The following is a 20,953-nucleotide window of genomic DNA, read 5'->3' on the forward strand; positions in this document are numbered from 1 at the left end:
TTGGAGTGCCGACGTGAGCGTGCTCCGTGATTACGCCGCCGCAGTGTCCCAGCCGACACTGCCTCTGTCGTCGCTTCCCCACGGCCCGGCCGACCTCTCGCGGTACGACGAGGTGGTCGATGCCGACGGCGGCCTCCGCCCCGCGTGGCAGTCGCTCGCCGGCCTCGCGCTGGCCCTGACGCCGTCCGAACTTTCGCGCGTCGAGGGCGAGATCACCCGCTTCCTCGCCGACGACGGTGTGACCTACGTCCGGCCCGACAGCGGCGCCCAGCCCTGGCAGCTCGACCCCGTTCCGCTCGTCGTCGACGCGGCCAGCTGGGCCCCGCTCGAGACGGGCCTCGCGCAGCGCGCCGAGCTGCTGAACGCCGTCCTCGCCGACCTCTACGGACCGCAGACCCTGCTCTCGTCGGGGATCGTCCCCGCCGCCGCGGTGCTCGGTCACGCGGGATTCCTCCGCCCCCTCGCGCGAGCGACCGCGGCCGACCGGCATCCGCTGCTGCTGTCGGGCACCGACCTCGGACGCGACGCCGACGGCGAATGGCGGGTGCTCGCCGACCGCGTGCAGGCCCCGTCTGGGCTCGGGTTCGCGATGGAGAACCGCCGCGTCATCTCGCAAGTGCTGCCCGACCTGTACCAGCAGAGCGATCCGCACCGCATGGAGCCCTACTTCTCGGCGCTGCACGCGACGCTCGCCGCGTCGGCGCCCGAGGGCGTCACCGAGCCGCGCGTGGTCGTCCTGACGCCGGGGCCGCACTCCGAGACCGCCTTCGACCAGGCCTTCCTCGCCCGGGGCCTGGGCCTGTCGCTCGTGCAGGGCAGCGACCTCGTCGTGCGCGGGGGGCGGGTGTGGATGAAGCCCACCGGCTGGCCCCGCCGCGAACCGACCGAGCAGGTCGATGTCATCCTGCGCCGCGTCGACGCGGAATGGTGCGACCCCCTCGAGCTGCGGTCCGAATCGCGCCTGGGTGTCGCCGGTCTCACCGAGGCGGTGCGCCGCGGAACCGTGCGACTGGTCAACGGGCTCGGGGCGGGCGTCCTCGAGAACCCGGCGCTCCTGCCCTACCTCCCGGTCGCGTGCGAAGCCCTGCTCGGGGAACAGCTCCGCCTCTCGGCGGTCCCGACGTGGTGGTGCGGCGACGAGGCGGCGCGCGCCGTCGTGCTCGAACGCGTCCGCGCCGGCGATGACTCCGTGCTCGTGCGTACGCTCGACGGGTCACGCCGGGATCTCACGGGGCTGGATGCCGCGGCCATCGCCGACCGCATCGAGGCGAACCCGCACCGATACGTCGGTCAGGAGCTGCTGCCCCTCTCGCAGGCCCCGGTCTGGACCGGCGAGGGCGCGCGTGCCCGGGCTCTGATCTTCCGCGCGTTCACCCTGCGCCACGGCTCGGCCTATCGCCCGCTTCTCGGCGGCCTCGCGACGGTGCGAGAGAGCCCCGACGCAGCCCCGACCACGAAGGACGTCTGGGTGCTGAAGGCCGCCGAGGGCGACGCGGACCAGGGCCTCGTCGAGATCGGTCCGCTCCCGGGCGGCCGCAGTGCTCCGAGCATCGCACCGCGTGCCCTGGACGACATGTTCTGGTCGGGGCGATACGCCGAACGGGCCGAAGACCTGCTGCGGCTCGTGCTCACGGCGCAGCAGCAGCTCGACCTCGCCGGCGCCGGCCGCGCCAGCCACACGAGCGCCCGCGTCCTGCGCGACGCCATCCACCGGCTCGCCGGTCCCGGACCGGATGCCGCTGACGCCGACTTCCGGTCGCTGCTGCTCGACGCGGCTCGGGTCGGGTCGACCGCCCACGCGCTCAGCCGACTGCGCGACGCGCTCGACGGTGTCCGCGACCAGCTGTCCGGCGACACGTGGCGCGTCTTCGCCGGCATCGAACGCGCCTCCCGCGCCCTGCGGGCGTCGCCGCACGCCCACCGCACGGCCGAGTCGGCGGGACGCATGCTCACGGTCGTGCTGTCGCTGCAGGGCGTGACCGCCAACATGATGCGCGACACCGGCTGGCACTTCATCGAGGCGGGACGCTTCCTCGAGCGCGCGCTTCAGGTGTGCCACATCTTGCGGGTGGTCGTCGACCGCCGCGACGCTCGCACCGAGCGGGCCGTGCTCGAGGCGCTGCTCACCGCGTCGGAGAGCATCGTCACCCACCGGCGCCGGTTCCGTGGCGCGGTGCGCCTCGGCGACGTGCTCGACCTGCTGCTGCGCGACCCCGACAACCCTCGCTCGCTCGCGTTCTGCCTCGCCGAGCTGCGCACGCACCTTGCCGCAGCCCCCGCGTCGACGGGGTCGACACGCCCCGAGCGCCTGGTCGACGACCTCGAGAACCTCGTCGGTGCGATCGACACGGATGCACTGGGGGATGCCGTCGACGGCATCCGTTCGCCCCTCGCCGAGCTGCTCGACGACCTCACGGCGCAGCTCGAACAGCTGGGCGACGCGATCGACGAGCTGCACTTCGAGAGCGGACCGCCCCCGGTGGCACTCTCGTCGCTCGCCCTCATCGAGGAACTGATGGAGGCTCGCGCGTGAAGCAGTACCGCGTCTGGCATCGCACCGCCTACACCTACAGCGATCCCGTCGAAGACAGCGTCGGGCAGTTCCACCTGATCCCTCGCGAGCTGCCCGGGCAGCGGGTGCGCGAGGCGGAGGTCGTCGTCTCCCCCGCCCCGGGTGACATGCGCCGCGACTCCGACTACTTCGGCAACTGGTCGACGTACTTCCACGTTACCGACGCGCACGAGGCGCTGTCGATCGAGGCGTCGAGCGAGGTCGCGGTCACCGCTCCCGAGTACGACGCCGCTGCGCTCGCGCTTCCCTGGGAGACGGCGCGGCCGCTGCGGCATCCCGACCAGGAGGGAGCGTGGCGCGCGGCGGAATTCGCGATGACCTCGCCCCGGGTCGCGCAGTCGGAGGCCACCGCCGCCTACGGCGCGATCTCGCTCACCCCGGGGCGCCCGATCGGCGAAGCCGCGACCGACCTGATGCACCGCATCTACACCGACTTCGACTACGACAGCACCGCGACCACCGTCACCAGCACCGTCGCCGATGCGCTCGAGAAGCGGGCCGGCGTCTGCCAGGACTTCGCCCACGTCGCCCTCGCGTGCCTGCGCTCGCACGGCGTCGCGGCCCGTTACGTCTCGGGTTACCTCGCGACGCAGCCACCGCCCGGCAAGGAGCGGGTCTTCGGCGCCGACGCCTCGCACGCGTGGCTCGCGGTCTGGCTCCCGGGCACCGACCAGTGGCTCGCGATCGATCCGACGAACGACCAGTGGGCCAACGACCGTTACGTCACGGTCGCGTGGGGCCGCGACTACGGCGACGTCTCGCCCGTCAAGGGCATCATCTTCACCGAGGCGAAGACCTCGACCCTCCGCGTCTCGGTCGACGTCGCCCCGCTCGAGCCCTGACCCGCCGGGTGAGCTGCGCGCGCCGTGCGCGGATGCGAGGGATCAGCGGCGACACCCCGGGTCGAGGCATCCATCTCCGGGGTGTCGGCCACGATCGCTTGCATCCCGGCACGCCGGCGGACGCCGACCGACCACGGATGCCGGCGGGATCAGCGGCGTGCGGCGTACTCCGTCGCGGCGGCGACGAGGCCGAGGAAGAGCCGTCGGTCGGCGGCTTCCTCCTCGGGATGCCACTGCACGGCGACGAGGAAGTCCGAACCCGGCGACTCGATCGCCTGCGGCAGCCCCTCGCCGCTGCGTGCCGAGACCACGAGGTCGTCGCCGAGTCGGTCGATGCCCTGGTGGTGGTAGCTGCTCACGGTGAGCGAACCCGTGCCGACGAGCTCCGACAGCATCGTGCCGGCCGACACCGAGACCCCGTTCCGCGCGAAGACACCGCCGCCGAGCTGGTACCGGTCGGTGCCCAGCACGTCCGGAAGGTGTTGATGGAGCGTGCCCCCCGCGGCGACGTTGATGAGCTGCAATCCGCGGCAGATGCCGAGGACCGGGATGCCGCGCTCGCGGGCACCCCGCAGCAGAGCGAGCTCCCAGTCGTCGCGGTCAGGCCGCGCCGGATCCGTCAGAGGATGCCGCGCGGCCCCATACAGCTCGGGCTGCACGTCGAGGCCGCCCGTGAGCACGAGCCCGTCGAGCCGGTCGAGCACGACGTCGGCGGCGGGCCCCGGCGAGGGCTGCGGCGGCAGCAGCACCGCCGCGCCGCCCGAGGACGCGACCCGGTCGAAGTACTGCTGCGGTAGGAAGCTCGCCCGCACGTCCCACACCCCCTGCTGCGCGCGCTCGAGATAGGTCGTCAAGCCGATGACGGGTCGGGGCGCCGTCGTCGCATCTTCGCTGCTCACGCGCCGATCGTAGAGCCGTCGTGTTTCGCGCCGATCACACGCCGCAGCAGCCCACAGCCCTCCGGCTGCGTCGTGCGGCGTGTCCCGCCGACAGGCCCCGGAAACGCCGGAGGGGCGGATGCCGCAGCATCCGCCCCTCCGTACGACTCGTCGCTCGCGCGATCCCAGTCAGTCGCCGCTCGCAGCGATGTCGGGGGTCGCGGCGATCTCGCCGGCAGCGCCGACGCCGACCGCGACCTTGCCCTCACGCGGAGCGGTCTCGAAGACGAACTTCGTGCCCTCGGTGTCGACCTTCACGTGGTCGCCCGCGTTGAGCTCGCCGTGCAGGATCTTCTCGCTGAGCTGGTCCTCGACCTCGCGCTGCATCGCACGGCGCAGCGGCCGGGCGCCGAGCGTCGGGTCGAACCCGATCTCGATGAGGCGGTCCTTGGCGGCATCCGACAGCTCGACCGTCATGTCGCGGTCGAGCAGCCGGTCGCTCAGGCGCTTCGTGAACAGGTCGACGATCTGGCGAAGCTCGGCCTTGTTCAGCTGCGGGAAGACGATGACGTCGTCGACGCGGTTGAGGAACTCGGGCTTGAAGTGCCGCTTGAGCTCCTCGTCGACCTTGCCCTTCATCCGCTCGTAGCTCGTCTGCGCGTTGCCCTCGACCTGGAAGCCGACCGGACCACCGGCGATCGCCGACGAACCGAGGTTCGTCGTCATGATGATCACGGTGTTCTTGAAGTCGACGATGCGGCCCTGACCGTCGGTCAGACGACCCTCTTCGAGGATCTGCAGCAGCGAGTTGAAGATGTCGGGGTGGGCCTTCTCGATCTCGTCGAAGAGCACGACCGAGAACGGCTTGCGGCGCACCTTCTCGGTGAGCTGGCCGCCCTCTTCGAATCCGACGAATCCGGGAGGGGCACCGAACAGACGCGAGACGGTGTGCTTCTCACCGAACTCCGACATGTCGAGGGAGATCAGCGCGCCCTCGTCGTCGAACAGGAACTCGGCGAGCGCCTTGGCCAGCTCGGTCTTTCCGACACCGGTGGGGCCGGCGAAGATGAACGAGCCCGAGGGACGCTTGGGGTCCTTCAAACCGGCGCGCTGACGACGGATCGTGCGCGAGAGCGCCGCGATGGCTTCTTCCTGGCCGACGACGCGCTGGTGCAGCGCCTTCTCCATGAAGACGAGACGGCTGGTCTCCTCCTCGGTGAGCTTGAACACCGGGATGCCGGTGGCCTGGGCGAGCACTTCGGCGATGAGGCCTTCGTCGACCACCGCGTGCGACGCGACGTCACCCGAGCGCCACTGCTTCTCGAGACGCAGGCGCTCGGCGAGCAGCGACTTCTCCTCGTCGCGGAGCGACGCGGCCTTCTCGAAGTCCTGCTCCTCGCTCGCGCGCTCCTTGTCCTCGCGGACCTTGGCGATCTTCTCGTCGAACTCGCGCAGCTCCGGCGGCGACGACAGGATCGACAGGCGCAGGCGGGCGCCGGCCTCGTCGATCAGGTCGATGGCCTTGTCGGGCAGGAAGCGGTCGCTGACGTACCGGTCGGCGAGGTTCGCCGCGGCGACGAGCGCGCCGTCGGTGATCTGCACCTTGTGGTGCGCCTCGTACCGGTCGCGCAGACCCTTCAGGATGTTGATCGCGTGAGGGATGCTGGGCTCGCCGACCTGGATCGGCTGGAACCGGCGCTCGAGGGCGGCATCCTTCTCGAAGTGCTTGCGGTACTCGTCGAGGGTCGTGGCACCGATCGTCTGGAGCTCGCCGCGGGCGAGCAGCGGCTTGAGGATCGACGCGGCGTCGATCGCGCCCTCGGCCGCACCGGCACCGACGAGCGAGTGGATCTCGTCGATGAAGACGATGATGTCGCCGCGGGTGCGGATCTCCTTCGTGACCTTCTTCAGGCGCTCCTCGAAGTCACCGCGGTAGCGGGAACCGGCGATGAGCGATCCGAGGTCGAGCGAGTAGACCTGCTTGTCCTTGAGCGTCTCGGGCACATCGCCCTTGACGATCGCCTGGGCGAGACCCTCGACGACGGCGGTCTTGCCGACGCCGGGCTCGCCGATCAGGACCGGGTTGTTCTTGGAGCGACGCGAGAGGATCTGCATGACCCGCTCGATCTCCTTTTCGCGGCCGATCACCGGGTCGAGCTTGTTGTCGCGCGCGGCCTGCGTGAGGTTGCGCCCGAACTGGTCGAGCACGGCCGAACCGCCCTGCGGCGCCTGGGCCTGCTCGCCCGCGCCGACGGTCGCGCCGGCGGGCTCCTTGCCCTGGTAGCCGCTGAGCAGCTGGATGACCTGCTGGCGGACCTTGTTCAGGTCGGCGCCGAGCTTGACGAGCACCTGAGCCGCCACACCCTCGCCCTCGCGGATGAGGCCGAGGAGGATGTGCTCGGTGCCGATGTAGTTGTGTCCGAGCTGCAGCGCTTCGCGCAGCGACAGCTCGAGGACCTTCTTCGCGCGCGGCGTGAACGGGATGTGACCGGTCGGCTGCTGCTGCCCCTGACCGATGATGTCCTGCACCTGCTCGCGCACCGCGTCGAGCGAGATGCCCAGGCTCTCGAGGGCCTTGGCCGCGACGCCCTCACCCTCGTGGATCAGACCCAGGAGGATGTGCTCGGTCCCGATGTAGTTGTGGTTGAGCATCTTCGCCTCTTCTTGGGCGAGCACGACCACGCGACGGGCACGATCCGTGAATCTCTCGAACATCGTCAGCCTCCTTTGAGCGCCGGGACTCCGGGCGCTTACGAAAGAGAGTAACCAGGCACGGATACGGGTATGCCCGTGTTCGCCGTCGGCATAGCGTTACGCGGGGTTGCGCGCGGCAGGGCCAGACCATAACGTTTGTCGATAACAACGATTATCGATAAGTAGAGGATGCCGATGTCGAACACGTGGGCGGTCGGTCAGATCGTGATCATCGCTGCGGTGGCGCTCGTCGTCGCCGCGGTGCTCTTCATCAGAGCGACGCGCCGCGCGCGCAGTCGCGGGGACGCGTCGCCGGTCGTGAGCCTCGCGCTCTCGCTGTCTGCCGCCTGGGCTGCATTCAGCCTGCTCGGCGCCGCCGTCTCGGTGATTCAGAACCTCGCCGCGGACGCCCCGCGCATGAGCGTTCCGGTCGCGCCGTTCTGGCCGGACCTGCTTCCGGGCGTCACGATCGACACCGGTCCGACGGCCGAGGTCGTCGGCGGCGGCTTCGTGGTCGCCGAGGTGGACGTGGCGGGGGTCAGTCCGCTGGCGCGAGCGCTGTGGACGACCGGGCAGGCGCTGTGGTCGTTGATCCCCGCGGCGATCGCGGCGCTCATCGCCGTGGCTTGCTTCCAGCTGCTCGCCGGGCGCACCTTCGATCGGATCATCGTTCGCATGACGATGGCGACCGCCGTCATCGTCGCTGCCGGCGGGACGGCCGCACAGCTGCTCTCGGACATCGCCGGGAGCATGGTCTCGCAGGAGCTCTTCGCCCGGGAAAGCGCGCGGTGGACCGAGATCCCCGGAGTCGACGATCCGTTCGCCTGGTGGCCGGAAGCGACGCTCAACGTCACTCTGCCGTTCTGGCCGATCGCTGCCGGCCTCGGCCTCGCCGCGCTGGCCGCGGTGTTCCGATACGGCTCACGACTGCAGCGCGACACGGAGGGACTGGTCTGATGGCAGGCACCATCGGGAAGAGGAACATGCCGCCGACCACGTCGATGTACGACATGCCGCGCGGCGATCGGTGGGCGACGCGGACGATGGCGGTGCTGGCCGGATTGATGGGTGTCGCACTCGCGGCGGGTCAGATCGGTGCGGCCGTGACGTACGCCTGGTCGCCCGACGTCACGCTGACCCTCCTCGCCCAGCAGGAGCTCCCGGTGGTCGCCGGCCGAGGCGTCGCGACGGCGAACATCACAAGCGCCACACTCCAGGCAAGCGAACTCGCATCGTCGACGCGAGCCCTCTTCGCCGCGGGTTCGATCGCCCTCGGGATCACCGCGGTCCTCGTCGCGGCGGCGCTCTCCTGGTTCCTCCTCTCGATCAGCGCCGAGCGTCCACTGCGCCCGGCCCTCCGCCGCTTCTGCACGATCGCCGGGTGCGCGCTGCTGTTGGGCCCCGCCGTGAGCACGTCGCTCGCCGGCTTCGCATCCATGGAGGCGGCGTTCCAGTTCGGTCCGGCCTTCGACGACCTCCTCCTCCCGGGATTCAGCGCCTCGACCTGGGGAATGGCGCTGCCCATCGTGGGAGTCAGCGTGATCTGCCTGGGATTTCTGCTGCGACGGATGGAACGTCTCGAGCGCGACACGGAAGGACTGGTCTGATGCCCCTCACCCGCGGACCCCGCTCGGATGCCGCCGACGCCATCGCCGTCCTGATGCTCGGCCTCGGCGCCGCGATCACCGTCGTGCTCACGGTCATCGCGCGCTTTATGAACGTCTTCCGCGAAGCGGGCGTCGCCTGGAGGATCGACATCGACGACGAGCCGTTCTCCGCCTCCGTCGGGTCGGGCGCGGGATACGTCGACGGCATCGTCGAGAACGCGCTCGTCATCGCACCGGAGGTCGACGGCGGCACGGCAGTCGCGCTCGCCGGCTCGATCATCGCGTGGGGCGTCGCATCGCTCGTCGTGATCGCCGCGGTGATGTACGTCGCGCGGAGCTTCCTGCGCGGGCGGCTCTTCGTTCCCGCCACGGCACGGGCCTTCGACGTCATCGGGTGGTCGATCGTCTCGGGCGCGCTGGTCATCCTGGTCCTCGAGAACATCGGGCGCAACGGCATCCTCACCGCTCTCGGGGTCGATGACGTCGAGCCGCTGCACTTCCTCGACTTCTGGGCCTACGCGCCGGCCTGGGCGATCGGCGTGGCCGTCGGCCTGATCGCGATCGCGTTCCGCCGCGGCGTACGACTGCAGCGCGACACCGAGGGACTCGTATGAGCGCGGCCGACGATGACGGACCGAGCGGGGTCCATTGCCGCCTCGACGAGCTGCTCGCCGAGCGCGGGATGACGCTGACCCGCCTCTCCGAGATCGTCGGAGTCTCGGTGGTGAACCTCTCGGTGCTCAAGAACGACCGAGCCCGCGCCATCCGCTATTCGACGCTGTCGGCGATCTGCCGAGCGCTCGATTGCGAGATCGGCGACCTGCTGGTGCGCGCCGACTGAGCAGCGAAAGGGCCGGGGTGCGGCGAACTGCACCCCGGCCCTCTGCTCACGGTTGCCGCGTGCCGCTGAGGTCGTGGATCAGCTCCCGCTCGTCCTTCTCCGAGAGCGAGGTCTGCACGACGGTGCCGTGGTAACCGGCGAGCGCCGATGCGAACTTGTCCGTCGTGATCTTGGTGGCATAGAGCACGACCGCCGATTTTCCGGCGGACACCGCCGATTTCACGCGGTCGCGGAATTCGGCATCCAGGTTCGTCTTGTCGAGGCCGGCGAACAGGGCCCCGAACAACCCGCCGAAGACGAGCCCCGCGATCGGGACGAAGAAGAGGATGCCGATCAGAGGGCCGAACAGCGCTCCGCCCGCCGCGCCCGCGCCAACCTTGCCGACGACGCCGGGGTATTCGACCTTCGCCTTTCCCTCGTCGTCGACCTTCACCAGAGCCAGCCCGGCGAGCTCGACCACGAGGTCATTCTGGAGCACCTGGATTTCGTTGTACGCGGCTTCGGCGTCCGCTTCGCTGTCGAATGCAATCACGATCAAATCGGCCATGAAATCCCTCGTTTCGTGTTGCCTGTCCCCTCGAGGCCGACGGTATCCCGGCGCGTGAGGAGCAACAAAGGGGGCCGCGGACACCGCCGCCGTCCGTGGCCGGTCAGCTCAGGCTGAAGCCGCCGTCGCTCGTGAGCACCTGACCGACCATCCACGCGCCTGCGGGGCTGCACAGCCACCCGATGAGCTCCGCGGGGTCCTGCGGACGGCCCACGCGCCCGAACGCCGTCGTGCTCAGCCAGGCGTCGAAGTCGCCGAGCGAGCGGTCGGTGGTGTCGGGATCGAGGTAGCCGGTATTCACCGGTCCGGGGTTCACGGTGTTCAGGATGATGCCGAGCTCGAGCAGCTCTGCGGCCACCGTTCTCGTGACGCCGGCGAGGGCTGCCTTGCTCGTGGCGTACGCCACCTCTCCGATCATCGGCCCGTGGATCTGTCCGGACGTCATCCACACGACGTGCCCCTGCGGCGCGTCGTAGGGCTTCGCGCCCGTGATCCGGTCACCCGGCCGGCGCGGCGTCGCGGGCGTCTCCGCGAAGCGGCGCGCGAATGCCGCGGTGAGGAGGAGGGTGGCGCGGGCGTTGACGTCCCAGAACGCGTCGAGACGCTCCGGCGTCATATCGAGGATGCTGCCGTCGTCGCCGCTCTTGGCGTGGTTGCAGACGAGGATGTCGAGCGCGCCCGTCACGGCGGCGGCCTCATCGATCAGGTCGGTCGCCGCCGTCGCGACGCTCAGATCCGCGGCGACGTCGGCGAAGCGAGCATCGCCCACGAGGTGGGAACGGATGCCGGCGCGCACGGCGTCGAGGTCGTCGCCACCCCACGGCAGGTCGAGGTCGTGAGGCCGGTGATGGTGCGCGATCACGTTCGCGCCGAGCCCGGCGAGAGTCGTGGCGACGGCGAAGCCGATGCCCCGACGGCGAGAGACGCCCGTGACCAGGGCGGTCTTACCGCTCAGTGGAAGAGCGCGTGCAGAAGAAGAAGCGTGCATGGGTGAACCTTTCGATCGCGTCGTCCTCGACGCGTGGATGGGGATCGGAAGCGGTTCACCGGCATTGCATGCGGCTCAGCCTAGCGAGCAGCCGCGACGGCGTCACTCGGCGCGTGTCACCCGGCGCGGAGCAACGGAACGCCGCGGCGGTCGAGGGCCTCCAGGCTGGTGGCCGGAGCCGCGAGATCGACGATGACCCCCGTGACCTCGTCGAACGGCAGCACCGCGAACGGCGACACCGCACCGATCTTCTCCTCGCTGCCGAGGACGTAGGTCTCGGCAGCGCGTTCGGCGAGCACGCGCTTCATCGCCGCTTCGTCCGCGTCGCCGGTCGTCAGGCCCGCGTCGGCGTGGATGCCGGTAACACCGAGGAGGAAGCGGTCGGCCCGCACCATGCGTGCGGCCTCGACAGCCGCGGCGCCGCTCGCGACCGCGGAGTGCTTGAAGAGCCGCCCGCCGATGATGATGACGTCGGCTGCGTGATCGAGGAGCGCCGCTGCCACGGTCGGACTGTGGGTGACGATGGTGCAGGCCAGCGCCGGGTCGAGCGCCCGCACCGTGGCGAGGGCGGTCGTGCCGCCGTCGACGATGACGGTGCTGCCCGGTTCGATGAGGCTCGCAGCGAAGCGGGCGATGCGCTGCTTGCTCTCGGTAGCGACCGCCTGGCGAGACGCGTAGTCGGCGACGGCCGGCGACGCCGGAACTGCGCCCCCGTAGACGCGCACGGCGAGGCCGGCAGCATCCAGCTCCCGAAGGTCGCGGCGGATGCTGTCTTCGGACACCCCTAGTTCGGCTGCCAGTTCCTTCGCGACGATGCGGCCGTCATCGCCGGACCCTATGCCTCGGGCACCGGCGGCGATCCCGCCCTGATGCGGCGCAACCTCGACCGCCTGGAAGAGGCGGCATGGCCGCTCTTCGAGGCCGGACACATCCCGATGATCGGTGAGTGGGTCGCGCTGCCCGTCCTCGCGAGCGCGGGAGCCTTGGGCCCCACCGACCCGCTCGCCGAGAAGGTGATGTACCCGGTCGCCCATCGCCTGCTGCAGCGTTGCGACGCGGTTCTCCGCCTGCCCGGAGAGTCGCGCGGCGCGGATCAGGATGTCGCGATCGCCCGAGAGCGCGGCATCCCGGTCTACACGGCCCTCCGCGATGTGCCCGGCGTGGCGTGAAGCGTTTCATGCATCCCCCGGATGAACACTCAGGAAAATCATCAGGGTTTCCCAGAAACATCCGAAACTGGCTAGAGTCGTTCGACGTGAACGCTACTCGTCGACTCCTCGTCCTGCCCGCCGCCGCACTGACCGTCGCTCTGCTCGCGACCGGTTGCTCCACGCTCAACGCCTTCACCGGTGGCGGAGCCGCCGCCCCCGTCCGCGACGAGTCGGGCGCGATCGCCGAGTCGAACGAGAGCACCGATGTCTTCGCGATCCGCGTGGGCGACTGCATGCTCGACTCGGGCACGGCCGACACCGAGGTCACCGAGACCCCGACCGTCCCCTGCGGCGAGGCCCACGACCTCGAGGCCTACCACGCGCAGGACATCGAGGCCGACGAGTTCCCCGGCATCGAGGCGGCGCAGACCGAAGCCGAGCAGGTCTGCTACGACGCGTTCGCGCCGTTCGTCGGCATCTCGTACGAGGAGTCGGTCCTCGGGTACAACTACTACGTCCCCACCCAGGGCAGCTGGGACGCCGGCGACCGCGAGATCCTCTGCCTCATCGGCGACCCGCAGGGCCAGGTGACCGGCACCCTCGCCGGCGCCGCGCGCTGACGCTTTCCGCCACCGCCCTCGAAGCGGCCGGCGCGATCGCCCGCTGTGGACATCCGTCCCTGGCGGGCGATCGTCGTTTCCGGCGGGAGGGCGCCGTCAGATGAGCTCGTCGACCAGCTGGCGGATGCGCTCGCGGATGTCGTCTCGGATCGGGCGGACGGCATCGATCCCCTGCCCCGCGGGGTCGTCGAGCTTCCAGTCCTCGTAGCGCTTGCCGGGGAAGAACGGGCAGGCATCCCCGCATCCCATCGTGATGACGACGTCGGACGCCTGCACGGCTTCTGTCGTGAGGACCTTCGGCTGCTCGGCGGTGATGTCGATGCCGAGCTCGGCCATCGCCTCGACCGCGACCGGGTTGATCCGATCGGCGGGCATGGACCCGGCCGAGCGGACCTCGATGCGATCACCCGCGATGTCGCGGAGGAACCCCGCGGCCATCTGCGAGCGTCCCGCGTTGTGCACGCAGACGAAGAGGACGGAGGGCGTGGCGTCGGTCATGATGCCCCTACTCTCCCGCATCTGCGCCGCGACAGGCCACTTTGGGAGGATGAGGTCATGGACGACGCCATCCCCATCGACCTCGACACCTGGCCGCGCCGGCGGCATCCCGACCTGCGCGAGCTCTTCGCCGACGTCGCGTGGCTCGCGGCATGAGCGCGTTGCGGGAGTGGCTGCGCTCGCAGCCCTCGCTGACGGGCGCACCTCCGGTGTTCGACACCGACCGGCTCCCCGCATCGCCGGTGACGCTGTTCGAGGAGTGGATCCACCAGGCGGCGGCCGCGGGTGTCGCCGAGCCCCACTCCGCGACCCTCGCGACGGTCGACGCCGACGGCATCCCCGATGCCCGGACGCTGATCGTCAAAGACGTCGACGACCGCGGCTGGGCGTTCGCGAGCACACGATCGTCCGCGAAGGGCGGGCAGCTCGCAGCGCAGCCCGCAGCAGCCCTCGCGTTCTGGTGGCAGCCGGTCATGCGGGCGGTGCGCGTGCGCGGGTCGGTCTGTGAGGCGAGCGCGGACGACACCGCAGCCGACCTCGCGGCACGGTCGGAGGCGGCACGCCGGGACGTCGCGGAAGGCGACTGGGCGCTCTGGCGCATCGAGGCGACCCGCGTGGAGTTCTGGCAGGGATCGCTCGACCGTCGCCACACCCGCGTCGTCTACGAACCCGACGGGACGACCTGGCGGCACACGCTCCTCGGAGGTGCAGCGTGACCCTCCACTACTCGCTCACGCCGCCCACGGCCGCCGAGTTCGCCGCGCTCTACGCCGAGACGGGCTGGGCCGAGTGGTCACCCGAGACCTTCGAACGGGCCCTCGCGGGCAGCTGGGTCGTGTGCTCGGCGCGTGACGACGACGGCAGGCTCGTCGGCATCGGGCGCCTCATCAGCGACGGTGCGCTGCACGCGTTCGTCACCGAGATGATCGTCGCGGAATCGGCGAGGGGCGGCGGCATCGGGAGCGAGATCCTGCGCATGCTGGTCGACGAATCACGGCGGCGCGGCGTCGACGACATCCAGCTCTTCGCCGCGCGCGGCCGCGCGGGGTTCTACCAGCGCCACGGCTTCGCGCCGCGTCCGGCAGATGGCCCGGGCATGGACGTCGTCGCCTGCGGCTGACCCGACTCGGGCCGATCCGCCGCCCGCGGCGGGCTCGCACGAGGCCTCGGGAGTCGCCATACTGACGGGCATGGATGCCGTGAACGACTGGCTGCTCACGTGGGGCGACCATCTCTGGACCTGGATCGTCCTCCCGGTCGTGGTCCTCCTCGGGCTCTACTTCACCGTCCGATCGGGCGTCGTGCAGTTCCGTCTGATCCCCGAGATGTTCCGCACGCTGACCGACAAGACGCCGCAGACTGCGGACGGCAAGCCGCAGTCGGTCTCCGCCTTCCAGGCCTTCACGATCTCCGCGGCCTCCCGCGTGGGCGTCGGGAACATCGCCGGGGTCGGCACCGCCATCGCGGTGGGCGGCCCGGGCGCGGTGTTCTGGATGTGGGTCATGGCGTTCGTCGGCGGAGCATCGAGCTTCATCGAGTCGTCGCTGGCGCAGCTGTTCAAGACGCGCGACCGCGGCAGTTTCCGCGGTGGCCCGGCGCGTGCACGCCAGGCCGCCAAGCACCGCGACCACCTGCACGACCGCCGATGACCCGGCGACTCGTCGCCGCCGGCGGGCTCGCCGCGGCGCTCTGGGCGGCCGTCGCGCTGACCCGCTGGGGCTTCTCGCGAATCCCGAGCGGAGCCGCGCAACTCGCGAACCTCGTGCCCCCCGTCGTGCCCGCGGGTCTGATGTGGGGCGACAGCGGTCCGTGGCTGGTCCTGAGCGTCGCCATCGGCGCGGTCGCCGTCGGGCTCGTGTTCCTCTGGGTCACGACCCTCATGCACACGCGCAGCAGCCTGCTCCTCGCGGCGTGGTTCGCGGCGGTCGCGGCAGGGGCGCTGGTCGGACTCGCGCTCGACCTCGGTGCCGCGTGGAGCTCGCTCGCGATGTTCGGCCCGCGGGGGCTCGTCGTGGGCGAGTTCGGCGCGGCCTCGGCATCCGGCGCTCTGTGGGGGCTCGCGGTCGGGTGGCTGCCCGGCCTCGTCGCCCGCACTCGGGACACTCGCATGCCGGACGCACGCATGCCGGCAGACGTCGCAACACCGCGATCGCGGCCCCTGCTGTGGATCGGCTCCGCCGCCGCGGTCGCCACCATTGCGGCGGCCGGCCTCGGCGCGGGAAGCGATGCTGCACGAACCGCCGCCGTCAACGACGAAGTCGCCGCTCAGCAAGAGGCGGAAGCCGCCGTGACGTTCGGGGCGATGCCCGATCCCGCCGCGCCTGGGGTGCCGGTACCCGAGACATCCGGGACCTCCGCGCCGACCGATCCGCGATGGTGCACGGAAGACCGGGCCATGGTCCTGAAGGGCGAACCGGATGCCGCCACCGGTCACCGCGGGATGCCCATCCGGCTGATGAACTTCTCAGAGGAATCGTGCGTGATCGAGGGATACCCCGACGTCGCGTTCGGCGATCAGAACGAGCATCTGCTGACGGTCGAGCTCACCCCCGGCAGTTCCTTCATGGCGCAGGATCCGGGGCCGGAACGTATCGAGGTGCCGGCGGGCGGGTACGCCGTGGCGTTCCTCGGCTGGGACGCCGCCTCGACCCACGGAGCGCTCGTCACGAAGCGGGTCTACGCAGCTGCAAGCCCGGGCATGACGCGCGGCTCGTGGCCGATCGACCTCGACATCGTCGAGGGCTCCACCGTGGCCGTCACCGCCTGGGAGCTGGATACCACCCCGACCGGCCGGGAGTAGCCGGCGGTCGACTCGCCAGGGAACGCGGATGCCGGGGCCCGGGACCCGCAGATCATGGCGACTCGACGTCAGGAGGCGGAGGCGGGAGCGGCGGTCGACTCCCGCCACACCACGTGCTGCAGCGGCTCGGTGGGAGACGGCGCCTGCTCGCCCCGCATGAGGGCGATGAGCCGGTCGGCGGTGCGGCGGCCGAGCTCGACGTAGTCCATCGACACGCTCGTGAGCGACGGCACCTGGAACGCACTCGTCGGCGAATCGTCCCACCCGGTCACGCTGACATCCCCCGGCACGGTCCAGCCTCGCTCGAGCGCGCCCCGGACGACGCCCGTCGCGATGAAGTCGTTCGCCGCGATGACGGCGAGCGGCAGTGAGTCGCCATCGAGCGAACGGATGGCGTCGAGGCCCGACTGCGCGCTCCAATCGCCCTCGACGACGCCGACGGACTGCACGCCCAAGCGAGCGACCGTCGCTTCATAGGCACGGCGTCGTGCATCCGCCGATGGGTAGCTGCGCGCGCCGGTGATGTGCAGGAACCTCCGGTGCCCGAGCTCGGCGAGCCGCTCGACCATGCTCTCGAGTGGGTGGACGTCGAGCATCTCGCCTGAGACGCGCATGTCGTCGTCGAACTCCTCGAGCGTCAGCACCGGCACGTTCGGGTCGACCCGCGCGAGGTCGTCACCGGGGACGGGGGCGTAACAGAGGATGCCCTCGAACTGACGGGAATCGATCATCTCGAGCAGTCGCGGTCGACGCTGGTCCGGCGCGTTGGGAATGCTCTGAACCTCGACCTCGTACCCGGCGGCACGGGCCCGTTCGATCGTGCCGGCGATCAGCGGAGCCGAGTGGAACGCGGTGATCGGCAGCACTGCGGCGAGACGGCCCGTTCGCGTCGTGCGCATCGAGCGGGCGGCCAGGTTCGGCCGGTAATCGATCTCGCGCGCGGCCTCCAAGACCCGTTCCCGGGTGGCCGCGGAGATACCCGCGCGCCCCGTGAACACCTGCGAGACCGTCGATTGCGAGACCCCCGCGCGGGCGGCGACGTCGCGGCTCGTGGGCCGTTTCCCCATGACTGCCTTTCTTGGCATGTGACTTTACCGACCTTCCCCACGGACGGCCTCCTGCGATTGATACTACGTATTAGTAGTACGTAGCAAGAATCGGTCCCTCTCCCCGCCCCCGTCGCAGGGGTCAGGCAGGCAGCGGGATCAGGCGGACGGTCTGCCCCGGGCGGAGGTCGTCGACGATGCCGCGGTACGGCGCGGCGACCTCGCCGATGCGCGCCTGGCCTGCATCGAGCGGGCGATCGGCCCGCATGAGGTGCACCTCGCCCCGATACCGCCCGTAGGCGTCGAGGTCGACCTGCAGGCTGCCGCGCTCACGCGCATCGGCGTTGCGGATGCGGGAGGGGCGGATGCTGCCGCGCGTCTCGTCCAGCCGGAAGGATGCCGCCGCCTCCTCGACCCGCAGCCGCCAGGGCCGCTCCAGCAGCACGGATGCCGCGGCATCCAGTCCCACGACCGGCAGCGTGACCGTGCCGGTCGCCTCGAACTCCGCGATCCAGGCGGCGTGGTCATCGGCCACAGCGCCCTCGGCGCAGACGACGACCGCCTCGGGAACGAGCCGCCGCAGCTGAAGGTACGAACGCCAGGCGTTGTGGTGCCGCTGCTCCTCGAGCGTCGGCAGGCCGAGGTGCAGCGGCGCACGCAGCTCCCGTTCGCCGGGGATGAACGCGAGCACCGGCATCCCCCGGTCGAGGAACAGCCGCGACTGCGCCACGAGGAACGACGCCGTCAGGCCCGTCTCGGGCCGCGGGTAGAAGTTGTGCCAGCCCACGACGGGCAGCCCCGCCAGCTCGTCGAGGAACGCCACGTCGACCGTGCTGGCGTTGACGGCGATGCGGCATCCCGACGCCTCGGCGACCCGGTCGATCTCATCGGCGTCGAAGCCGTAGTCGAGTCGCAGCATCGTGATGCCGCGGCGCGCGAGCCAGCCCCACCCCTCGTCGCCGGCCACGACGTACTCGAGCGCGACGGGCGAGACGTCGGCGCAGAAGGTCACGCCGTCATCGTCGTGCGCCGCGCGCAGCACCTCGCCGAACGCGGCGAGCTCGCCGGTGTCGACCATGTGCAGCGAGGTGAACAGCATCCGCTCATCGCCGGAGCCGCCGGACGCGCCGGGCGCCGGCGAGGACGACGGCGCCGTCGCGAGCACCTGATCGATGACGGTCCGCCGCGTCTCGGCGGCATCCGTGGGGTAGATCGAGAACAGCATCGGGGCGCTCCTGTCTCAGCCGAGCCGCTCGACCATGTGCTCCTTGAACCCGAAGAACCAGGTCAGCACGAAGCCCATGATGTACGAGATCACGAGGCCGCCGACGTACCAGAGCCACGCGCCGTTGGTGATGACGGCGGTCATGAGCACGCCCGAGAGCCCGAGGGCACCGGCGCCGAACCCGCCGCTGGCCTGAATGCCGAAGGCCACGAACGCGCCGCCGAAGCCACCGCCGAGGCAGGCCGTGATGAGGGGGTAGAAGAGGGGCAGCGAGACGCCGTAGATGAGCGGTTCCCCGACGCCGAGCACGCCGATGGGCAGCGCCGCACGGATGATGTTCTTAAGCCGGGTGCTCTTGGTCTTCAGGAAGATCGCGATCGCCATGCCGACCTCGCCCGCCCCCGCCATCGCCAGAACCGGCAGCAACTCCGTGAAGCCGTGGTCGGTGATGAGCTGCGCGTGGATCGGCGTCAGGCCCTGGTGGATGCCGAGCATGACGAGCGGGAGGAAAAGCGACGACAGCAGGTATCCGCCGATGACGCCGCCGCGCTCGAGGGCGAAGTCGATGAGCAACCAGTTGATGCCCTGCATGAGCAGACCCGAGATCGGCATGATCACGAAGATGCAGATGACGGCACCGATGAGAAGCGTCACGACCGGCACGACGAAGAGGTCGGCCCAGGCGGGAACGCGCTTGCGGATCCACTTCTCGATGACCGTGAACAGCCACGCCGTGACCATGACGCCGATGATGCCACCGAGCGCGGGCTTGAGCTCGCCGAACAGCGGGAGCACGAGCGGCTGCGCCGGAGTGACCGTGCCGTCGGCGGCCGTCGTCGCGGCGACGCCGGCGAGCGCGGGGAGGTATGAGATGGCGCCGGCGATGAGGCCGAGCACGGGGGTGCCGCCGAACTCCTTCGCCGTGTTGAGCCCCACGATGAGGTTGAGCGAGGTGACGACGATCGTGCCGAGGGCCGCGAACACCAGGAACCACGGGTTGGCGGTGACGCTCGGGTCGATGAGCTTCCAGATGTTGCCGATCGCCACGACGAGTCCGCAGGCGATGAACCCGGGGATGATCGGCACGAAGATGTTCGCGATGTGGCGGAACAGCCCGTGCACCCGCGAGGTGTGCCGCGACTTCACCTTCTGCGTGTTCTGCTGCTGCAGCGTGCGCAGGTCGGTCGCCGCGTCGACGGGCTCGCCGCCGCCGGCTGCTCGCGCGCCCGCGGCCCGGCTCCCCGCCGCGGCCACCGCGATGTCGGCGACCTCGTCCGCGGGATCGTCGACAGGAGCCTCGGCGGGAGCGTCGACGACCTCGGCGAAGGCGTCGCGCAGGCGCTGCGCGTGACCGGGACCGACGACGACCTGCAGCTGCGGGCCGTCGACGACGCCCATGACGCCGTCGAGGCGCCGGAGCGCCGCGACATCCGCCTTCGACGGGTCATGAAGATTGAGCCGCAGGCGCGTCATGCAGTTCGTGTACGAGGCGATGTTCTGCGAGCCGCCGACGAGCGGCAGGATCTCCTCGCTGAGTTCGGGGTAATCCACGGTGATTCCTTCCGGCGGACGGGGTTCGGGTGTCGGGTGCTGGGTTCGGGGGTACGGGCGGGCGGCGCGTCAGGCGCGGTCGCGCACGGCTTCGCGGACGAAGCCCGCGCCCGCGCTGAGCCGCTCACGGGCGGTCGCCGCGTCGACGTCGCAGAGGATCGCGACGATCGCCGTCTTGGCGTGACCATCGGCCTCGTCGAGCGCGCGGCGGGCGGTGGCGGTATCGCAATCGGTCGCGGCCTGGACGATGCGGACGGCGCGGGCGACAAGCTTCTCGTTGCTCGGGCGCACGTCGACCATGAGGTTGCCGTAGACCTTGCCGAGACGCACCATCGTCGCCGTCGAGATCATGTTGAGGACGAGCTTCTGACTCGTGCCCGCCTTGAGCCGGGTCGAGCCGGTGAGCACCTCGGGACCGTTGTCGACCTCGATCGCGACGTCGGCGTGGGCGCTGATCTCGGCGTTCGGGCTGCACGAGATCGCCACGGTCGCGGCGCCGACTCGACGGGCTTCGTCGAGTCCGCCGATGACGTAGGGCGTGCGACCGGATGCCGCGATGCCGACGACGACGTCGCGCTCGGTGAGTCCGATGCCGGTCAGGTCGTCAGCGCCGAGCTCGCGGGAGTCCTCCGCACCTTCGATCGCGCGGAACATCGCCTCGTTACCGCCGGCGAGCAGGCCGACGACCTGGGCGGGGTCGGTGCCGAACGTCGGCGGACACTCCGCCGCGTCGAGGACGCCGAGACGGCCGCTCGTGCCCGCCCCCTGGTAGACGAGGCGCCCGCCGGACGAGAGCGCGGCGACGGCGAGATCGACGGCTCGGGCGATCGCGGGGATCGCGGCCGCGACGGCCCCGGCCACCCCGGCATCCTCGTCGTTCATGACGCGGAGGATCTCATCGACGGACATCGCGTCGAGCTCGCCCGTCAGCGGGTTGGGCGTCTCGGTGGCGGGGGTCGGGTGCGGGGTGGTCACGGATGCTCCTCGTCGGGGTGCGGCGCACGCCGATGGGCGCGTGGCACTTTGTTTCACACAGAGTGCTCTTGGCGGCAACTTTTGTCAAGATCTGTGGAAGACTGAACCGACTTCCCGA

22 protein-coding genes are annotated in these 20,953 nt (G+C 70.6%); 12 read left to right on the forward strand and 10 right to left on the reverse strand.

What is annotated here, in order from left to right; all coding sequences use genetic code 11:
• Positions 1 to 13: 13 nt before the first annotated feature.
• Entirely contained in the window at positions 14 to 2,533 is a 2,520-nt protein-coding gene (locus VC184_RS15280) for a circularly permuted type 2 ATP-grasp protein (RefSeq protein WP_323986786.1), read from the forward strand.
• Positions 2,530 to 3,414: a transglutaminase family protein gene (locus tag VC184_RS15285; protein ID WP_323986787.1), complete on the forward strand. Its 885-nt coding sequence runs from the start codon at positions 2,530 to 2,532 to the stop codon at positions 3,412 to 3,414. Before VC184_RS15280 ends, VC184_RS15285 begins: the two co-directional genes overlap by 4 nt.
• Before the next feature lie 149 nt (positions 3,415 to 3,563).
• On the opposite strand, the gene VC184_RS15290 is transcribed toward VC184_RS15285, so the two are convergent.
• Both VC184_RS15290 and VC184_RS15295 read right to left on the reverse strand, forming a co-directional pair.
• The gene (locus VC184_RS15290) at positions 3,564 to 4,313 is read right to left on the reverse strand and encodes a gamma-glutamyl-gamma-aminobutyrate hydrolase family protein (protein WP_274179443.1); all 750 of its coding nucleotides are present in this window, start codon (positions 4,311 to 4,313) and stop codon (positions 3,564 to 3,566) included.
• A gap of 168 nt (positions 4,314 to 4,481) precedes the next feature.
• Positions 4,482 to 7,007 (reverse strand): ATP-dependent Clp protease ATP-binding subunit, encoded by a 2,526-nt coding sequence (locus tag VC184_RS15295; RefSeq protein ID WP_112617660.1) that lies wholly within the window; start codon positions 7,005 to 7,007, stop codon positions 4,482 to 4,484.
• A 174-nt stretch (positions 7,008 to 7,181) separates the two neighbouring features.
• On the opposite strand from VC184_RS15295, the gene VC184_RS15300 reads away from it, so the two are divergent.
• The 4 genes from VC184_RS15300 to VC184_RS15315 are packed head-to-tail and all read left to right on the forward strand — an operon-like array spanning position 7,182 to position 9,434.
• Positions 7,182 to 7,943 carry a hypothetical protein gene (locus tag VC184_RS15300; protein ID WP_323986788.1) on the forward strand — a complete coding sequence of 254 codons (762 nt, stop codon included), beginning with the start codon at positions 7,182 to 7,184 and terminating at the stop codon, positions 7,941 to 7,943.
• Entirely contained in the window at positions 7,943 to 8,593 is a 651-nt protein-coding gene (locus tag VC184_RS15305) for a hypothetical protein (protein WP_323986789.1), read from the forward strand. The genes VC184_RS15300 and VC184_RS15305 overlap by 1 nt, the downstream gene beginning before the upstream one ends.
• Positions 8,593 to 9,207, forward strand: a complete 615-nt coding sequence (locus tag VC184_RS15310; RefSeq protein ID WP_323986790.1) for a hypothetical protein — start codon at positions 8,593 to 8,595, stop codon at positions 9,205 to 9,207. Before VC184_RS15305 ends, VC184_RS15310 begins: the two co-directional genes overlap by 1 nt.
• Positions 9,204 to 9,434 (forward strand): helix-turn-helix domain-containing protein, encoded by a 231-nt coding sequence (locus VC184_RS15315; protein WP_323986791.1) that lies wholly within the window; start codon positions 9,204 to 9,206, stop codon positions 9,432 to 9,434. Before VC184_RS15310 ends, VC184_RS15315 begins: the two co-directional genes overlap by 4 nt.
• Positions 9,435 to 9,480: 46 nt before the next feature.
• Here VC184_RS15315 and VC184_RS15320 read toward each other — a convergent pair whose 3' ends face one another.
• The 3 genes from VC184_RS15320 to VC184_RS15330 form a co-directional block, all read right to left on the reverse strand.
• The gene (locus VC184_RS15320; RefSeq protein ID WP_323986792.1) at positions 9,481 to 10,065 is read right to left on the reverse strand and encodes a DUF1269 domain-containing protein; all 585 of its coding nucleotides are present in this window, start codon (positions 10,063 to 10,065) and stop codon (positions 9,481 to 9,483) included.
• Between the two features lie 19 nt (positions 10,066 to 10,084).
• The gene (locus VC184_RS15325; protein ID WP_323986793.1) at positions 10,085 to 10,969 is read right to left on the reverse strand and encodes an SDR family oxidoreductase; all 885 of its coding nucleotides are present in this window, start codon (positions 10,967 to 10,969) and stop codon (positions 10,085 to 10,087) included.
• A 116-nt stretch (positions 10,970 to 11,085) separates the two neighbouring features.
• Positions 11,086 to 11,751, reverse strand: a complete 666-nt coding sequence (locus VC184_RS15330) for a DeoR/GlpR family DNA-binding transcription regulator (protein WP_323986794.1) — start codon at positions 11,749 to 11,751, stop codon at positions 11,086 to 11,088.
• Between the two features lie 87 nt (positions 11,752 to 11,838).
• Between VC184_RS15330 and VC184_RS15335 the strand changes: the two genes are divergently transcribed.
• Complete coding sequence (locus VC184_RS15335) at positions 11,839 to 12,138, forward strand: DUF4406 domain-containing protein (RefSeq protein WP_323986795.1); 300 nt, start codon at positions 11,839 to 11,841, stop codon at positions 12,136 to 12,138.
• An 86-nt stretch (positions 12,139 to 12,224) separates the two neighbouring features.
• Positions 12,225 to 12,740 (forward strand): septum formation family protein, encoded by a 516-nt coding sequence (locus VC184_RS15340; protein WP_181574245.1) that lies wholly within the window; start codon positions 12,225 to 12,227, stop codon positions 12,738 to 12,740.
• 96 nt (positions 12,741 to 12,836) lie between these two features.
• On the opposite strand, the gene VC184_RS15345 is transcribed toward VC184_RS15340, so the two are convergent.
• On the reverse strand, positions 12,837 to 13,238 hold the full coding sequence (locus tag VC184_RS15345) for an arsenate reductase ArsC (protein ID WP_274179451.1): 402 nt from the start codon (positions 13,236 to 13,238) through the stop codon (positions 12,837 to 12,839).
• A gap of 152 nt (positions 13,239 to 13,390) precedes the next feature.
• Here VC184_RS15345 and VC184_RS15350 point away from each other — a divergent pair, with 152 nt between their 5' ends.
• The 4 genes from VC184_RS15350 to VC184_RS15365 all read left to right on the forward strand — a co-directional run bounded on the left by VC184_RS15350 (position 13,391) and on the right by VC184_RS15365 (position 16,038).
• Positions 13,391 to 13,954 (forward strand): pyridoxamine 5'-phosphate oxidase family protein, encoded by a 564-nt coding sequence (locus VC184_RS15350; protein ID WP_323986796.1) that lies wholly within the window; start codon positions 13,391 to 13,393, stop codon positions 13,952 to 13,954.
• Complete coding sequence (locus VC184_RS15355; RefSeq protein WP_323986797.1) at positions 13,951 to 14,358, forward strand: GNAT family N-acetyltransferase; 408 nt, start codon at positions 13,951 to 13,953, stop codon at positions 14,356 to 14,358. Before VC184_RS15350 ends, VC184_RS15355 begins: the two co-directional genes overlap by 4 nt.
• A 70-nt stretch (positions 14,359 to 14,428) precedes the next feature.
• Positions 14,429 to 14,887, forward strand: a complete 459-nt coding sequence (locus VC184_RS15360; protein ID WP_323986798.1) for an alanine:cation symporter family protein — start codon at positions 14,429 to 14,431, stop codon at positions 14,885 to 14,887.
• Positions 14,884 to 16,038 (forward strand): DUF4232 domain-containing protein, encoded by a 1,155-nt coding sequence (locus VC184_RS15365; protein WP_323986799.1) that lies wholly within the window; start codon positions 14,884 to 14,886, stop codon positions 16,036 to 16,038. Before VC184_RS15360 ends, VC184_RS15365 begins: the two co-directional genes overlap by 4 nt.
• A 68-nt stretch (positions 16,039 to 16,106) precedes the next feature.
• Here the strand turns inward: VC184_RS15365 and VC184_RS15370 are convergent, their stop codons facing one another.
• From VC184_RS15370 to murQ, 4 genes are all read right to left on the reverse strand, one after another.
• Positions 16,107 to 17,105, reverse strand: a complete 999-nt coding sequence (locus VC184_RS15370; protein WP_112617644.1) for a LacI family DNA-binding transcriptional regulator — start codon at positions 17,103 to 17,105, stop codon at positions 16,107 to 16,109.
• 121 nt (positions 17,106 to 17,226) lie between these two features.
• On the reverse strand, positions 17,227 to 18,309 hold the full coding sequence (locus tag VC184_RS15375; RefSeq protein ID WP_323986800.1) for a MupG family TIM beta-alpha barrel fold protein: 1,083 nt from the start codon (positions 18,307 to 18,309) through the stop codon (positions 17,227 to 17,229).
• 15 nt (positions 18,310 to 18,324) lie between these two features.
• The gene (locus VC184_RS15380) at positions 18,325 to 19,860 is read right to left on the reverse strand and encodes a PTS transporter subunit EIIC (RefSeq protein ID WP_323986801.1); all 1,536 of its coding nucleotides are present in this window, start codon (positions 19,858 to 19,860) and stop codon (positions 18,325 to 18,327) included.
• A gap of 69 nt (positions 19,861 to 19,929) precedes the next feature.
• Positions 19,930 to 20,835: an N-acetylmuramic acid 6-phosphate etherase gene (gene murQ / locus VC184_RS15385; RefSeq protein ID WP_323986803.1), complete on the reverse strand. Its 906-nt coding sequence runs from the start codon at positions 20,833 to 20,835 to the stop codon at positions 19,930 to 19,932.
• Between the last annotated feature and the right edge of the window lie 118 nt (positions 20,836 to 20,953).

It is taken from the genome of Microbacterium plantarum, from assembly GCF_035231185.1.
GTDB classification, from domain to species: domain Bacteria; phylum Actinomycetota; class Actinomycetes; order Actinomycetales; family Microbacteriaceae; genus Microbacterium; species Microbacterium plantarum.